Annotated in this window: 13 protein-coding genes and 1 pseudogene; 6 read left to right on the top strand and 8 right to left on the bottom strand. The window is 59.0% G+C overall.

Annotation, left to right across the window (positions count from 1 at the left end; genetic code table 11):
* Nucleotides 1-60: 60 nt before the first annotated feature.
* Both H3H39_RS26390 and H3H39_RS26395 read left to right on the top strand, forming a co-directional pair.
* Nucleotides 61-774 (top strand): prepilin-type N-terminal cleavage/methylation domain-containing protein, encoded by a 714-nt coding sequence (locus H3H39_RS26390; protein WP_229218321.1) that lies wholly within the window; start codon nt 61-63, stop codon nt 772-774.
* Nucleotides 775-1096: 322 nt separating this feature from the next.
* Nucleotides 1097-2872, top strand: a complete 1776-nt coding sequence (locus H3H39_RS26395) for an ArnT family glycosyltransferase (protein ID WP_182157400.1) — start codon at nt 1097-1099, stop codon at nt 2870-2872.
* Nucleotides 2873-2941: 69 nt separating this feature from the next.
* Here H3H39_RS26395 and H3H39_RS26400 read toward each other — a convergent pair whose 3' ends face one another.
* The 6 genes from H3H39_RS26400 to H3H39_RS26425 all read right to left on the bottom strand — a co-directional run bounded on the left by H3H39_RS26400 (nt 2942) and on the right by H3H39_RS26425 (nt 8348).
* A complete protein-coding gene (locus H3H39_RS26400; protein WP_182157439.1) occupies nt 2942-3166 on the bottom strand; it encodes a hypothetical protein in 225 nt (74 codons plus the stop codon).
* Between the two features lie 415 nt (nt 3167-3581).
* The gene (locus tag H3H39_RS26405) at nt 3582-4454 is read right to left on the bottom strand and encodes an undecaprenyl-diphosphate phosphatase (protein WP_182157402.1); all 873 of its coding nucleotides are present in this window, start codon (nt 4452-4454) and stop codon (nt 3582-3584) included.
* A gap of 215 nt (nt 4455-4669) precedes the next feature.
* On the bottom strand, nt 4670-5410 hold the full coding sequence (locus H3H39_RS26410) for a substrate-binding periplasmic protein (protein ID WP_182157403.1): 741 nt from the start codon (nt 5408-5410) through the stop codon (nt 4670-4672).
* A 959-nt stretch (nt 5411-6369) separates the two neighbouring features.
* Nucleotides 6370-6948, bottom strand: a complete 579-nt coding sequence (locus tag H3H39_RS26415; protein ID WP_182157405.1) for a GNAT family N-acetyltransferase — start codon at nt 6946-6948, stop codon at nt 6370-6372.
* Nucleotides 6949-7286: 338 nt separating this feature from the next.
* Nucleotides 7287-8051: a MipA/OmpV family protein gene (locus tag H3H39_RS26420; protein ID WP_182157407.1), complete on the bottom strand. Its 765-nt coding sequence runs from the start codon at nt 8049-8051 to the stop codon at nt 7287-7289.
* A gap of 126 nt (nt 8052-8177) precedes the next feature.
* Nucleotides 8178-8348, bottom strand: a complete 171-nt coding sequence (locus H3H39_RS26425) for a hypothetical protein (RefSeq protein WP_182157409.1) — start codon at nt 8346-8348, stop codon at nt 8178-8180.
* Nucleotides 8349-8638: 290 nt separating this feature from the next.
* On the opposite strand from H3H39_RS26425, the pseudogene H3H39_RS26430 reads away from it, so the two are divergent.
* The 4 genes and pseudogenes from H3H39_RS26430 to H3H39_RS26445 all read left to right on the top strand — a co-directional run.
* Nucleotides 8639-8963, top strand: a pseudogene (locus H3H39_RS26430) (helix-turn-helix domain-containing protein); the annotation flags it as partial.
* A gap of 96 nt (nt 8964-9059) precedes the next feature.
* Nucleotides 9060-9245, top strand: coding sequence for a hypothetical protein (locus H3H39_RS26435; protein WP_182157411.1), 186 nt, complete (start codon nt 9060-9062; stop codon nt 9243-9245).
* Nucleotides 9246-9845: 600 nt separating this feature from the next.
* Nucleotides 9846-11180 (top strand): cytochrome C, encoded by a 1335-nt coding sequence (locus H3H39_RS26440; RefSeq protein ID WP_311196994.1) that lies wholly within the window; start codon nt 9846-9848, stop codon nt 11178-11180.
* Nucleotides 11180-11845, top strand: a complete 666-nt coding sequence (locus H3H39_RS26445) for a c-type cytochrome (protein ID WP_182157413.1) — start codon at nt 11180-11182, stop codon at nt 11843-11845. The genes H3H39_RS26440 and H3H39_RS26445 overlap by 1 nt, the downstream gene beginning before the upstream one ends.
* 68 nt (nt 11846-11913) lie before the next feature.
* Here H3H39_RS26445 and H3H39_RS26450 read toward each other — a convergent pair whose 3' ends face one another.
* Together H3H39_RS26450 and H3H39_RS26455 are read right to left on the bottom strand one after the other, a co-directional pair.
* Nucleotides 11914-13179, bottom strand: a complete 1266-nt coding sequence (locus H3H39_RS26450; RefSeq protein WP_182157415.1) for a TGL-type protein-glutamine gamma-glutamyltransferase — start codon at nt 13177-13179, stop codon at nt 11914-11916.
* Nucleotides 13180-13252: 73 nt separating this feature from the next.
* Entirely contained in the window at nt 13253-14488 is a 1236-nt protein-coding gene (locus H3H39_RS26455; RefSeq protein WP_229218323.1) for a DUF2252 domain-containing protein, read from the bottom strand.
* Nucleotides 14489-14639 lie beyond the last annotated feature (151 nt).

A 14639-nucleotide genomic window follows, 5' to 3' on the forward strand; every position in this document is an offset into this window, starting at 1 on the left:
GGCTGAGCGATAGGAATATTTGCCGGGGTGGATCGAATACGCCTCGATGGCTATCGGAGTATGATCTGCTCAATCGCCAGACCAAGACTGCCGATTTTTCTGGCAGGAGCCCGGCGCAGGGATGGTCTGGATCCGGCGGATTTGATGGTCGTCGTGTTCAAATTGGACGACGGTTCAGGTCTCGCTGGAAGGCTGTTCAGAGAAAATATCATGCCGCCCCTCTTATCACGTCAGTACGGCTTTACGCTCGTTGAAATTGCCATCGTGCTCGTCATTATCGGCTTACTACTGGGCGGTGTGCTCAAGGGACAGAGCCTGATCGATAGTGCCAAGATTAAAAATATTATCCAGCAGGCGAACGCATTGTCTGCCGCTGTCAATGCCTATCAGGACAGATTTCGGGCGCTGCCCGGCGACGACGCGCTGGCTACCAGTCATGTTCCTGGCGCTACCGGCAACGGAAATGGCGACGGCCAGATCACCGAATATCAATTGGCACCGCAACATCTGGCGCTGGCCGGCTTCATTACGGGTTCCTACAACGGCAGCACGGACTTCATGACCAGCGCCCAGGGTGGTGCCGTCTACATCTACAACGAAGTCGTGGCCGGGCGAGGCGGCAATGGCCTCCGCTTTGACAACCTGCCCGATTCGTTCGCCGAGCAGATCGATAGCAAACTTGATGACGGCAAGTTCGACACAGGTTCCGTGCGCGCCACGGGCAACTACACAAACAACGGCACCACCATCACTCGCACAGCCTTGTTCTTTTAATTTTGTGACGTCATGAAGGATCAACATCATCGCGACTCGATCCAGGGATTTATCCCCTGCCTAGCCGGAATGGACTCGGCCCACCTTTGCAGCGCAAAGGGCAATTGCTGTGTTGGGATGTTCATCGGCTAGTTTCGTGTCGTGTGCCTCGGTGTCTCCTGATTCGATTACCCGGTCGAGTTCTCGACCATTGTGGAGGCGTGGTGCACGAATTAAAATGAAACTTAGCCTTGCGCGGTGCTCGAAGGCAAAGCATTGGCTTCCTGCCCCCGGGAAGTGGTTTCTGCAGGGGCGAATCCATCGCCATGTTGAGACCGATCCAATGCACCAGTCAGTCGTCAAGCGTCTGTTAAATTGTTTTGCCAAGGGAAAGGCAGACCGCTACGCGATCTCCAGTAACCTTTCTCGGGGCGTGCAAGCATACGTCGTTGTGGTTCTCGTTTTTACGTTCTCTGGACTGGTAGGTCACGATCCATGGAAAGCTGATGAGGCGTATGTATTTGGGGTCGTGCAGCACATGTATGAGTCGTCGGATTGGGTAGTGCCGATGCTCGCGGGGGAACCCTTCATGGAAAAGCCGCCCTTGTTCTATTGGATGGCGACGGCGTTTGCATCGATCTTTTCCCACTGGCTTCCGTTACATGATGGCGCACGTTTGGCATCAGGTTTTTTCATGTCTGTCGCTTGTTGGGCGCTGGGTACGACAGCGCGAATCTGGTGGGGCGCCGGCATGGGGCGCTACGCCGCCCTGATATTGATCGCGTGCCTTGGCACGCTGGTACAGAGCCACATGATGATGCCAGACTTGCCGTTGCTCGCCAGTTTCGCGATATCGGCATTGGGGTTCGCCACCATTCTATCCAGGGCACACCTGGGCGGTTTCCTGCTCGGAATGGGCGTCGGCATCGGCTTCCTATCGAAAGGACTACTGGCGCCGGCGGTGATGGTACTCACCGCGCTGCTCCTGCCGCTTTGTTTTGAGGCGTGGCGCTTGCGTGCATATTGGCGCGGACTGTTGACGGCGGTCGTTGTCAGCCTACCATGGTGCGTTATCTGGCCACTAGTTCTTTATATGCGTTCCCCCACGCTGTTCATGGATTGGTTCTGGATAAATAATATCGGTCGGTTTGCGGGTTTTTCTGTTCCGCGACTGGGCACAGAGCATTTGCCGTGGTTTTGGAGCCAAACGATCCCATGGTTCACCTTTCCCGGCTTGCCCGTTGCCTTGTGGATGCTCTGGTCCAGGCGTCATACCGCGTTGCGCGAACCCCCAATTCAATATGCCCTGGTGGCCTTCAGTGTGCTGATGCTGGTACTCGCCACCTCGTCGTCCGCACGTTGCATATATGCATGGCCATTGATGGTACCGATCGCTATTCTGGCTGGCCCAGGCGCATGCGCCTTGCCACTTCAGAGCGAACGGCTTTGGGTGGGTTTGAGTCTGACGTTGTTCGGGGTTTTTTCTTTGATCATTTGGACCGGCTGGGTGTCCATGATGAGCAATGGCGTACCGCCGAATTGGCCCTACTTGTTGCGTTTGCTGCCGGTCGAATTTGTACCTCGCTTCAGTGTGCTTCCGATAGCTGCTGCGGTGCTCGTGACGCTGGCCGCTTTGCTGGCACTATGGATGTTCTGGCGTCGGCCAGCCAGAGGACTGGCTATTTGGGTGGTTGGCGTCACATTGAGCTGGTCGCTATTGACGACGCTGTGGATGCCTTGGCTCGATTTCGCCAAGAGCTACCGCTCTGTATTTGTCTCGATGCCCATACCCGCACATACCAACTGCATTGCGAGTATCGGTTTGGGCGAAGGCGAGCGGGCCATGCTGCGTTATTTCACAGGGCGCGACCCTGTCAGGAGGGAGATATCGCCAGCTGCGGACTGTACAGTACTGTTGGTGCAGCGGGAAGCGGTATTTGGCGAGCCTGACATCGATCCGTCGCGCTGGAGGGAACTGTGGCGTGGGTCGCGTCCGGGCATCACCAACGAACGATTCTGGTTGTTCCAGCGCGAACGGGGCGCCAGTTCGCGGTTGACGTTTACTGGTCACACGCATAGCAGTCCTCAGCCGGTCATTGACAAGTCGCCCACTTTTTAATGTGAAGCGATGTGAAAACGGACGCCTCGAATTGCGGCCAATCCCCTAGACGGTTTTAGGTCGGCAGATCTACCCTGGGCACAGAGAGAGCCTGCGTCGCTGCGGTTCGCTCAGGACCCGCACGATGACGCCGGACGGCACGTTGCGCGTCGTCAGGAACTGAGCGGCCTCGCGTGGGCCGTTGGTCTTGAGCATGGCGATACCCTGTTCCACCATGTCGCGCATGGTTGTGTTGGGCCGACAGACCGCTGCCGGGATGGCATTGAGGCGCTCCCGCCACTGTTCGCGCGCCATCAAAGTCAGTTGGACCGCATCCAATGCCGGCCAGTTTTTCGGTTCATCGGGTATGCGAAGGAGCGGCCAGAACAGACTTGCCGGTGAACCTCGCCCTGATGGGGGGACGCCTTGCCAGCTGGCCTGGATGGGCGCCAGGGGGGGGGCGCGGCGATTTTGCGGGGGCATTTTCCACGGTGTTCGAACCTGACCTTGCACGCTCGCCAAACGGTCCGGCGCCAGGGTAGTTCTGATGCCAGGTGAGGGCCGGAATCGGCGCGCCGTTGCGCTGCGGTGGTGTGCTGGTGTACATGAGGAACAATATAGACCAACGGGATGTGCTGGAGCTTGAGAAACGTCATCCCGGTTCGGTCCGTTTTTTGAGCCTGGCTTTGACCGGGCCACCGAGCCCGGCGCGGATGCCTGTAATCGGGCGTCAATGTAACCAGCCGCTTCCCACGGCCAGCAGCAGCGCCAAGCCGAGGACGGCGCGATAGAGGACAAACGGCCAGGACGAGAACTGTTCGAGCATGCGCATCAGGCCCCAGATCGCGACGAACGCCGAGACGCTGGCGACAATCAGGCCGAACCCCAGCTTGGTCCAGGCCTCGTGCGGGATGCTTGCGTGGTGCAGCACTACCAGTTCCTTCAGGCCGGCCAGCGCGATGGCGGGCAGACCAAGCAGGAAAGACAGCCGCGCGGCCTCTTCGCGGCGGAAATTGCGGAACAGGGCGGCTGTGAGCGTCGAACCGGAGCGCGACACGCCCGGGATCAGCGCCCCAACTTGGGCCAGACCCACGATCAGCGCGTCGCGTATGCGCAACTGCGCGGTAACACGGCGGTGTTTGCAAGTCAGTTCAGATACCGCCAGCAGGACCGCCATGACGATGCAGGAGACGCCGATTACGTTCAGACTGCGCAGCGGAGAATTGCAGGCATTCAGGACCGGCGACAGGGCGATGCCAGCCAAGCCGATGGGAATGGTTGCGAACAGGATGGCGACCAGCATCACGAAATGGGTGTCGTTGAAGTCGCGCCGTGCGATGGCGCGCCGGCTGCCGCCGGCCAATGCGGCGATATCTCGCCAGAAATAGGACACCACGGCCGCCAAGGCGGCCATCTGCATCGCGGCCGAGAATGCGGAGCCTGGATCGTGCCAGCCGAGCAGCGCAGGCACGATGCGCATGTGTGCGGTCGATGAAATCGGCAATAGTTCCGAGATACCCTGGACCACGCCCAGCCAGGCGATCTGGGCGTAATCGAGGGCCGCGAAGCCGATATCGAGGCCTCCGCTGCAAGATTCAGACATGCATCGCTCCGAAATAGTGTGTTCGCGAACGAGCTGCGCCCTGGACCGTTCGGGCGAAGCTGGCGTTGGCTCGCAAAATGTGTCGGCAGTATGGCTGCTGTCGTGAAATATTGCAAACAGTGAACGCGGGATTGGGCGACGATACAGTGTCGGTCTTTAATATGAAACCGTCCGTATTCGGACCGTTCTCGGCCGGACAATGTCGTCCCGGACTGTCAGAATTGATATTGCTTCTTGAGGTTCTCGATCATGGTCTTGTTTTCGACCATGAATTTCTTGAATTCTTCGATCATCGCTGGGTACTTTATCGATGACAGGAAATGGTAGCCGGTCGCATGCGGAAGGCTGGCGTCGTATCGCACCGGCACCTCACCCCTTCTATGTATATGCGACCAGTAATATTGGGCAACGCGGGTGTTCATGTAAGCGCCGTCGAGACGTTTGAGGACCAGCTTTTGATACAGTTTGTCGTAGGTGGACGTGGGTTCGAGCTTGATGGCGCCGGATTCGATATAGGACGAATATGGGTAAGGTGTGAAACCTAGCGGTAAGCCCAGCGTCTTGATGTGGGAGATGGGTTTTCCTACATCGTCGGGACGCACCAATACGCCATCGGTAAAATCCAGCATCGGGGCGTAGCTGATCTTGACTCCTTTTTTTTGGTCCGTAATCCAGTTGGGGTTATCGGGAAACGCGAAGTCAAGATTGCCGGCCACAAACTGCATATCGCGTCGTTTGAGCGGGTATACGATGTACCGGAACACATAACCATATTTATCGGCAAAGGCATCCAGAATGGCGCGCCCAAGCCCGCGGTATTCGCCATGCTTGTATTCCGAATATGGCAGATAGTTTTCGTAGTCTTGTACGCCGACTGTGTATACGGGAGCCGCAAGTGCCAACTGGGTGACACCGCAAGAAATTCCCAGCGCGAACGAACGGATGAATTTTTGCACGGAGGCGTTTCCTTCTGCAACCTGAAGCCATAGGCAAGAACGATCACGATATGGCAAAGCGAGGTCGTCGGTCAAGAAGGTTCAGTGCGCGATTACACCAGCTCTTAACACTACCGCCGCTCGATGATGCTCGCTTGTAGAAGCAAGCGAGAGTTTGACCAGGACAGGGTGCTCCTCGCAGCCGATAAGATGGCGTACGTTATGGTTTTCGGTGGAGGTGCCGGAACAGTCACCTTGAAAACCTGGCACGCAGGTGCAAGAATAATTTGCTCATTGTGAGAATCGTTCTCACCAAGCTCCCACCGGTGCCCATCGCGGGTTGTTCGCGGGATTCTGCACGGCGTCGGGGTGTGGGCGTTGCGGTCGTTCTCCGTCTTTCCAGGCAAGACTTCGGCCGTGTCGCCGATGGCGATGGCAGTTCCGTCCGTCAGACTGGCGGACATGCTGGTGCCAGATTGAAGTAGTTCCGGTGCCGGAAAAAAATTCACTTTGTTCTTTCCCGATTGAGGCCCCTGTTCCCCGGAACTGCGGGCCTTCCTTTGCACGTGCCCGCGAGGCGGTCGTGCATCTAGCTTCAGGAGAATCATCATGGATATGTCGAGCATTGATGTGTGCGTGCGCACGCGAGTGTGCGTCTTGCTGGGTAGCCAGCCGGTATCGGGCCAGGCGCAACGTGGGCAGGCCTGGTGCTAGTGTTTGCCGGTGATCGGGCAGGCGCTGGAATAGGGGGGGGAGCCGCCTGAACCACGCGCTTGAACCTGGCTAGTGGTTATGTGCCGTGGTCTAATTTGCCCGGGCACCTTCAGGCGGCTGTGTACGCCATCGCGCCAGATCTGCTGAACCGGCAGTTTGAATCCTCCGGACAAATCAAGGAGCGGGCGACCGATTGCATTTACGTGTGGATTGGCGAAGGTTGGTTGTTAATCGCCATGGTCCTGTACCTGTATTCGCGGAGAGTCTTAGGGGAGGGGATTGCCGCTGCATGTCGAATTATCCAACATGGTTTTTTCGTTTGGCTTGGCATGCAATACGTAGTACTCGAGCCCGCCACCAGCCGAGCGGCGTGTAAAATGACTGCGCTTAAAAATCTGCTGCATTGCTCTCGCGTGGCGATTGCAGTAAGCGGTGATCAGACTTTCGTTAGCGGCCGACGCGCGCGCTATCACCCACTGAATCATTTTCTTTCCGTAACCTTTTTTCCGGTGCTTGGCAGCGATGGCACACTTTTCGATATGGGTTAGTGGCTTTCGTTCTGCGGTGAGGCTATATATGCAATGAAGAAAACCGATAGATTCGTCGGCGGCTTCCATGATCAACAAATCTTCTCGAATGTCTTTACGTAGCTGCCATAAACGGAAAACATGGAGTGATGCCGCGAGGGAGATGAACAGAGAAGCATATCTCCCAGCGGTCAGCAGGTACTCGGTAAATGCACCATCATTTAAGCTGGCATCCGTCATAAGCGAAAACATGTAAGGAATGTCAAGAAAGCCTGCATAGCGAAACGTAACGCCATCGACCAAATCAAGGTTTTCCATAGATTATTTATCCTGCGAATCAAATTCCCACACGGAAATATAGTGCGGCCGTATGTTCACGTCTACCTCAACCGGTTAGTACATCACCCACCCAGGTGGTTCAAGTCCGACCGCTGGGGGATTGGCAGCGGCCCCCTCGTTGCATGGGCCCTGTGGAGGCTCATAGGCCTGTGACGTCGGGCGTTAGCCAAGGCGTCTCCTTCGAGGTTTGAGATTCCAGCTTGTCCATAGTCGGCAATTTCGCGCCATTCAAGGTTTTTCCGGCGGCGGCATATAACGGCGCGGGAAAGAACATGGGTGTTGCCGATGGGGGCCGAACTGGTCGCATCGTGTTGGGATCAGTTGTAACGATAGCTCAAGGCGAGCATGGCGGAATCGAGCCGATGGTGCATGGCCAGTGGACTGGACGATATCGCTGGGGGCAGCCAGGTTCTGCGCAGGTTGGCATTGGCGTACCAGTTTCCATGGACTTTCAATTCGAGGAACAGCGCGGCGTAGGGTGAGGTGGCAGAACGGGGTTGGTAGCTGGCCGCTGGATCGGGAGCGATGGTCGGGGAAACCCCATAGTAGTAACGGATGTAGGCGGCAGATTGACGTTGCGCGCCAGCCTGCGGGTACAGGGCGAGCTGGCCGAAGTCAAGTTCGGCCGCGTACATGACGTCGATCAGGGTGCCCTTCGATGGGCCAGCATCGTGAAAGACGTTGGCGAACAGTGCGCCGATCGGGGTGGTTTGCAAGGTGCCCAGCCCGATCGGAAGTGAATTGTTTCGTCGGGCCGGCATCGGTACGCGCGGTGAGGCTGGATCATACCCGTCATCTATTGCGCGCGCGGCCAGCTCAAGGTCGCCATACCCAAGTGGCAGCAACTTCACGCCGAATGTATCGACGCGGGCGAACGCGCGTCCATAGTCGAAGTTCGCGTAAGGGAAGACCCGCTCATGTCGTCCTTTTCGCCCCGGCTGCGCCATGAAGTCGGTACCGATGCCAATGTCGCCGACCAGGTGTGTTCCGGTATCCGTAGCCAGTTCCTCGGCCGCCGCCGGCAACCGGAGCGTGGCGAGGGAAAGGATGAGAGCCGCGGAGATCAGGGACTGAGGTGTCATGGATGGCGCGCTAAATAACGGTTGGTGAAGGTGGACGATAGTACAGCTTTGCGGTGGTGACGGACCTGACGCGGCTTGGTGTCGCGAGCGCGGGAGGCGGGCCGTGGTCATGTTACCCGCCCGGCATCAGTCGTCGCTGGCCAGTCCCTCATCGTCGTCCGCTATACCGAGCAACGCCATGCTCGACACCAAGTCCAGCTCTTCGCAGACGGCCGCTTCCATTTGCGCCGGAACGGCCCACGCAATCTTGCAGACGATGCCCAGGCACAGCAGCGCAATCCCTATTCTCTTGGTCATGCGACGATCCCTGCACCAGCGGACCTTTGTCGATGTGCTGGTGATATTTCCTTGAGTAACCATGAACGCTGCATTGGCGGCACTGGAAGAACGCGCTGGGTCCCGAGAGTGCCTATTGATGCGGATGCTGGAAACAAGATTTTAGAGCGATTTTGGTATCTGCAACGTTGCGATTTGGTAAGGTTGTTGATTTGCAGCGAAATCTGACCCACTTTACCGCATAATTTGCAAACCGAACTGACCCACGTATAAGACACAATCCTGCTCATGATATTGAGCGGGGAATCGGAGTGATCGACGTGGCATTACTAGGCATTATTCGACGCTGGCACATTCGCGACCAGGTCCCATTGAGAGAGATCGCCAGGCGTTTGGGCATTTCTAGAAACACCGTCCGACGCTATCTGCGCTCGGAAACCATTGAGCCAGCCTACGCTGAGCGGCGTTCCAGCCGCGCCATCGATAAATACGCATTCCAGCTTTCAGCAATGCTCAAGACTGAAGCGGCCAAGTCACGCAAACAGCGGCGCACGCTGAAACAGATCCATGAGGACTTGAAGGAATTGGGATTCGAGGGGTCTTACGACAGGGTGGCGGCGTTCGCGAGGGTATGGCGGGAGGGTCAAACTGAGAGGGTCAATCCTGCCAGCAAACGAACAGTAACTGTCGTTATAGTAGTTGAAGTGAACTTGATAAAACCTGGAGAGCGAAATGACATCTGCAATTGGTAGTTCCACTCAGGCGACTTATACGCCGCCGGTACCGACGACTGTCCAGCCGGCGCAGGTTGGGGGCAAGGACAGTGACGGCGATAACGATGGCAGTCGTGTTGGCGAGGTCGAAAAACCCAAGGCGACGTCGGGCTCGATCGGCACCATCATCAACACGCAGGCGTAACGCGCCCGTCGTGCTGGGAGCGCCGTAGCCAGACGCCACCCAGTCCGGTTGCGCTGCTTCGTGGGCCTTGTCCGGCTGCGGCCGGGTGAGCTATCCGGCGCTTCCTTTAATACGATCCCCACCTCTCTACCGTTACCGGGTCGCTCTCCACACGCATCCAATGCTGTAATGGTCCCTGAATGGCGTTCGCCATGTCCAGTATGACCCCGGCCATTCCGTACTGGATGGCGCCTTTTACCTATCCCGACCGCCCCGCCAGTCGGAGCGCCAGGCTTTGACGCGTCTTTTGCCGACATGCCATGAGCGCGGGGCGCGCTGTCCGGTTTCACAGGACGGCTACCGTGGTGGGACCTGTTGGTAAAGGGACGGCGTGCTTTTTGCGGCTTTCCCGCAACACTGCAGGGTCTCCGTGAATTATTAACAGGTGGCTATTGTTCCATTTTGATCTGCGTCAAATATATTTCCGATTTGCCCCCGTATAAAGGGGCATGCGGGGAATGTGATTGATCTTGTTATTCCGTTTATCGCGGTTGATGTTCCTGGGTTAAGGTTGCGCCACGCATACTCCCAGGTCCGTATATTCACCAGGAGAGCAGAAGCGTGAACATTGCCAGTCAAATCGCCCGGCGCTACGTCAGGTACCGTACCGTGGTCGCACTGCTGTTGGTGCAAGTGTTGACCAGTCCCATCGTCGCTCACGCGTTGCCGGTGTTCGCGCGCCAGACAGGCCAGAATTGCGTGGCCTGTCACGCGGGTGGACAGTTTCCCGAACTGACCAGCTATGGACGGCTGTTCAAGCTGACGGGCTATACCATCGGCAGCCGCACGATACCGCTGGCGGCGATGGGGGTCGTCAGCTATACCAAGAGCGCCACGCCCAGTGACGATGCGGCGTTTGCGAAAGACGCCACCGCGTTGTTTCAGACTGGCAGCCTGTTCGTCGCCGGTAAGATCACGGAAAATGTCGGGGTATTTGCGCAGGCGACCTACAACAATTACGACAGCCAGAATCCCGATACCAATAAGTGGCAAGGGAAGTGGGGCTCGGACAACATGGAGCTGCGCTACGCGGACCGGCTGATCGACCCGGGCCGCGACCTGATCTTCGGCGTCTCGGTGAACAACAATCCATCCTTTGCCGACCCCTGGAATACGGCGCCGGCCTGGATGCAGTATGTGCCGACCCAGTTCGGCATCACCGGCCCGGATGCCGCGCCCATCGTGTCGCAGCTCGGCGCGCAGGCTGCGGGCGTGGCGGCCTATGTCTTCTGGAACCAGAGCGTCTATGCGGAAGTGGCCGCCTATCAGACGGCCAACGGCGCCTGGTCCTTGTTCAGTCAGGGAACGAAGAATCCGGATCAGGTCAAACTGCGGGGCAGCAATCCCTATGTGCGCCTGGCTTTCAACCGCGACTGGGGGCCACATAGCGCGATGGTGGGTGTGATGGCGATGAACGCCAATATCTATCCGGATAACCTTGCCCCGAGGGGGCCGACGACCCGCTACCGCGACCGAGGTGTCGACGCGCAGTACCAGTACCTGCTCGATCCACATAGCGTCACCGCGCAGGTCAGCTACATCACGGAGGCGATCGATAACGGCGACGTCACCGGCACCGCGGCCAATCCCGACAATCGTCTCAGGCAGCTTAAGGTTAAGGGGAGCTATGTCTACCGGGCCAAGTACGGCGGGAGCCTGAGTTACTTCAGCACGACGGGCAGTTCCGACGCGGTGCTATACGCCGACCCCGCGGGCAATCCCGATACGCGCGGCTGGGTGCCGGAACTGTTCTGGACCCCGGTGCAGTATCTGCGTGTCGGGGCGCAGTATTACAACTTCAGACGCTACCATGGCGCCGTGGCCAACTACGATGGCGCGGGACGCAATCCGAGCAACAACAATACGCTGTTTGTCTACGTCTGGGGGAGCTACTGATGAAACATGTTGCCCAAGTTCGGCTGGCACACTCTGCCGCCATGCTGCTGGTCATGCTCGCGGGCGTGAGCGGGTGCGCATCGCTGGAACGTTCGCGGGCGCTGGACGATCCCCGCGTGGCCGCCAACACGATCGCCATGCAGGTCTGCTCCAATTGCCATGGCGTGCAGGGACGGTCGACCTCGCCCAACTTCCCCCATCTGGCTGGCCAGTCGGCCACCTATCTGGAGGCCCAGTTGAAGGCGTTCAAGGGGCATGGCCGTTCCGATCCGGCCGGGTTCGAATACATGTGGGGATTGAGCGCGCGCCTGAGCGACGAACAGATCGCTGGCTTGGGCAGGTATTTTTCGGAGCAATCGCCTCCGCCCGGCCAGTCCAGCGACCCGGTGCGCGAGCAGCGCGGGAATGACATCTTCCACAACGGCCGGGCCGACGGTGGCGTGCCCGCCTGCGCTTCGTGCCATGGCGCGAAGGGGGAGGGGATGGCGACGTTTCCCCGCCTGGCCGGCCAGCATGCGGATTATATCGTCAAGCAGTTGGCCGTCTTTCAACGTACGGAAGGGCGACCGGAGGGCGCTATCATGAAGACGGTCGCCCACGCGCTAAGCGACGACGATATCGTCAATCTGGCCGCCTATGTGCAATCGATCCGCTCTGGCCAGTAGACGAGCTGGGCCGACACCGCATCGGTACCGGGTCCCAGTTTGTCTGGCAGAGGACGCAGGCAATGCGCCTAGTTTCCCGGGAGGCGTTGCGGAGGGCTCGATGCGCCAAAGAATTGGTGCGCTACCCGCCAGTCCAGTACGATTCCGCCATCCTGGGGCGGCTGGCCTAGCCGGTCGATTTGTTGGGCCGTCAGTGGTTGTATCTTGTCGCCGTCGTGCCTGCGGCTGAACACCTGGTTGCGCCATTGGTAGACCTCGTCGAGCTTCTGCAGGTAGCTGTAGGCATGTTCATTGTCATTGTAAAAATCCTCGAATTTGTTGCGTCCGAGGTAGATGGCGTTCGAACCTTCATACCCGATCTTGCTGGCGGAGCTGCGATCGGGGTTGACGATGTAGGCCCAGTCACCTGGCACGAAATTCCTAGGCATGACGCCGAACTGGGCGGAGAGCAGCTTGCCGGGACGCTCCAGTTCCTTGGCGTCGAAGTCCGACTCGAAATTCCATACGCGACCGGGCTCCACGTCCACCAGCGGCTCGCCGTCGGTCAGGAGTCGTGCTTCAATGAGTTTCAGTTTGGCCCGGTCCGGTCTGACACGCGAAAAGTAGTCGAGTACGCCCTGAATCATGACCATTTTGGTCGCCGTATAGCAGCCAACCTCATAGGCTGACTGGTTCCGGAACATATCGGCCATGGCGGTGTGCAGTGGGACGCCTCGTCTTGGCGTGCCGTTGCGCCAGTATTTGGCGTTCCAGCGCGCCGGGCCGCCATCGGGCCAGCCGAATTCAAGTTTTTCGGCCCATGCTACCGTGTTTTGGCGGATGCCCACGTGATCGGTCAGGGCCGCCAGGTGGCAGGCGGATCCCGCAAATACGGTGAGGCGGCCGTGCTGCATCAGCGCCAGCACGATCTCTTTTTGGGAGACAGTCGGGATGGCGCGCGTCGTGTTCTGCTTCAGTGGCAGGCTCACTCTGACTTCGTTCAGATTCAATGCCGGACGTGCGACGAAGTCCAGTGTGTTGAAGTCGTCCAGTGGCGTGGTGAGCGTGTAGGTCAGCGTTTTCTGGCGCTCGTCATGCACGGTTGCCACCAGGGACGGGGCAATGCCGAGCGTGTGCAGGTAATGGCGCATGCCAGTTTCCAGCTGGCGCAGTTGCGCTTCGGGACAGTGAAACTGTATCCCCTCCGCATCCGGATTGGATCCGGCGGACATCGGCCTGGCGGCGTCAGGTAGTGTCGCCGCGATGGCAGGCAGGCAGGGCGTTCCCATCGCAAGCAGACAAGCGCCAATTGTCAGCGCGGAAATGGAAGGGCGGTTCAGGGTGAGGCAAGCCATAGGCGGCGAATTTCCTTATGTTATCGTTGGTTCAATATGGCGATAATACGCAGCTTGTTGAAACAGGGCTATCCTAGCGCGGCGTATGGCTGGCGCGCTGACGGAACGCGGCCGCATAGGCTTTCCAGTCCGCCAGTACCTGCCGATGACAGGCTTGCGCATGGTCGAGGAGGCCCGCCTGCCAGCGCCGCGCATCGGCGCCGAAGGCTATCCATTCATCCGCGTAGGCCGAGCCCTGGCGGCCGCCGGAGCGCAAGTGGGCCCAGGCGACCAGCGACCCCATGGCGCACATGACGGTTTCCAGTCGAGTGAGCCTGCCATTCCATAAATCCAGCGAAAGCCGGTCCTGATCGGGAAGCAGTTCCTTGAGGACATAGGACTGGCCGTCAAACGGCATCGCCGCCAGGAACGCCGGGGTGATGGCCTGGACCCGCCGTTGGATGTCGACGATCCGCTGCGCCTCGCTGTCCCATGTCGGCTGCGCGCCCGGCAGGTATGGCGCCAGGGCGGAACCAGGGGCATGTTTGATGTCGAGCAGGAAATTTCCATCGGTACCGCCCCGGCCCCGGAGCAGCACCACATAGCGTTCCACGCCGAGGCTGCCTGTGCCGGCTATCCTGCGCGCGACATCCTGCACCTTGAAGAACCTGGGATCGGATTGGGATGCGGCGTACCGCTCCATGAGCGTGGTGACGCGGGCGCGTTCGGCCTCGCCCACTGGCAAGGCCTTGATGCCGTCCAGGCGCAATTTGCGCTTGCCACTATGGATGTCGGTACGGCGATCGAGAAAGGCCGGGCGCGAGCGGGTGCGTATGTCGCGCAGCAAATCCTTGATCATGCCGCGGGCGGTGGCCCGTTCCAGCCAGCGCGCCTTGCCAGTGGCCAGCTCCGCCGCGTACGTGTCCAGGAAACGTTGGCACAGGAAAGTCGCGTCGGCGCGCCGCACGTTCAGCACGCGTGCCGCCACCAGCAGGCTGACCAGGAAGCGGGATAGCTCCCAGCTGGCCGGGGCCAGCGCGGCTTCGTCGAAGTCGTTCAGGTCGAAGTAGGTGAGTCGGTTGTCGCCCTTGTAGGTCCCAAAGTTCTCCAGGTGCAAGTCGCCGCATATCCATGCCAGCGGCGACGGGCAGGCGGGGGCGGAGGCCGGAAAATCCTGGTAGAAGAGGTGGCAGGTACCGCGCAGGAACGCGAACGGGTTGCTGGCAAGGAGCCGGTATTTCCTGGTGAGGCGCTCCGGGTCCCGGCCCGCATTGAAGGCGACGATGTCCTCGACGACGTTGCGCTTTACCGGCTTCAGACGTTGATTCAATTCATTCCCCAATTGTCGTGGAGACAGGGCAGGCGGCCCGGTCGCACTCGATAGCCCGGGGCGAAACTGCCGCACCAGTTTAGCGTTTCGCGCCGGCTCCTGGGCTTAACGCAGTGACGACTGGAATTCGGGATCCAGTACGGAGCCGAAC

This window comes from Rugamonas apoptosis, from assembly GCF_014042355.1.
Taxonomy (GTDB): Bacteria; Pseudomonadota; Gammaproteobacteria; order Burkholderiales; family Burkholderiaceae_D; genus Rugamonas; species Rugamonas apoptosis.